This is a genomic window from Flavobacterium sp. (genome assembly GCF_031423415.1).
In the GTDB taxonomy this organism is placed as follows: domain Bacteria; phylum Bacteroidota; class Bacteroidia; order Flavobacteriales; family Flavobacteriaceae; genus Flavobacterium.
Genome location: NZ_JANPFL010000197.1, coordinates 1 through 1,378, shown reverse-complemented (window position 1 = coordinate 1,378; position 1,378 = coordinate 1). Strand labels below are relative to the sequence as shown.

The 1,378-nt window shown below is 34.6% G+C and carries 2 protein-coding genes; both read right to left on the bottom strand.

From position 1 onward, the window contains the following. Window positions 1–514, bottom strand: a 514-nt coding sequence (gene pyrF, locus RMO83_RS16700; RefSeq protein WP_310560837.1) for an orotidine-5'-phosphate decarboxylase, incomplete at its 3' end; no start/stop codon positions are given. A 256-nt stretch (window positions 515–770) separates the two neighbouring features. After that, on the bottom strand, window positions 771–1,378 hold a 608-nt coding region (locus tag RMO83_RS16695; RefSeq protein WP_310560836.1), incomplete at its 5' end, for an OmpA family protein.

Sequence of the window (1,378 nt, the reverse complement as noted above, 5' to 3'; positions counted from 1 at the left end):
CTAAAATCTGTTTGTACAATTCTTTTCCGTTAGTTTCTAAAGTTTGAAAATCGAATGCACCTTCGTTAGACGTTAATGCTAACATTATTGTATGTTTGTTTTCGAATGCCAGAAACGGCTCGACAGAATCTTTGCCCATGTAGGGCGCAACGGTTACAGAATCGAAATTTAAATCCTCGAAAAATGCTTTGGCATACATAGTTGATGTGTTGCCAATATCGCCACGTTTAGCATCGGCAATTGTAAAAATTTCTGGGTAATAATCGTTTAAATATTTTATGGTTTTTTGTAATGATTGCCAACCTTTTATGCCATAAGCTTCATAAAATGCGGTATTTGGCTTAAATGAAACACACAAATCGTGGGTTGCATCGATAATGGCTTTATTGAATTCGAAAATCGGGTCTTCAAATTGCAAAAGATGTTTCGGAATTTTATCTAAATCAACGTCAAGACCAATGCAAAGAAATGATTTTTTGGTTTTGATTTGATGAATTAATTGTTGTGTTGTCATTTAAAAAAAGTATTCAGTTTTCAGTCGCAGTTTTCACTATTCACTTCGCAAATATAACAAAAAATCGAAAATCATTGTCGAATAACCCAGACCTTCCTGCCGGCAGGCAGGTGTTAGGGAAAAACGTTTTTTGATCTCGTTTTTTTGATGAGATTAAAAAACTTTTGGAAAGGCAACAGGAAATACGATTTCTGAAAAAAGCGAATATTCATTTCTAAAAAAAAACGCCTCAATTTCTTGAAGCGTTTTGATTAATTTATTTTACTAAATTTATTTCTACTCGTCGGTTTAGGTTTTTGCCTTTTGGAGTTTTGTTACTCGCAATTGGTTTTTTTGATCCATAACCTTCTGATGTTAATCGGTCGGCACGAACGCCTTTGTCAATTAGATATTGTTTAACTGCTGCTGCACGATCTTTAGAAAGTTTAAGATTTTTAGCTGGAATTCCTGCACTATCCGTATGCCCTTCTATTTTGAAATTGGCACTTTGATATTCGTTAAGAACTGTTACAATAGCATCTAAACTTGAGTTTGATTCTGATTTCAGAGTTGCTTTTCCAGAGTCAAAAAGTATTGTTTTAGAGAATTCGTTTATTTTTTTGATAACTTCTTCTGCTACTTTTACAGGTTCAGCTTTAACTGGCTCAACAATTTTGACTTCTGGACAACCGTTGTTAGCTGCGATTCCAAAAACAGTTGGACATTTGTCGTCTTTGTCTAAAATTCCGTCTTTATCAGAATCTAAATACGGGCAACCATTGTTTTCTTTTGGTCCTGCTTCGTTAACACATTTGTCTTCTTTGTCTAAAGTTCCGTCTTTATCAGTGTCTGGGTATGGGCAACCTTTATTGTCTTTTGCACCAG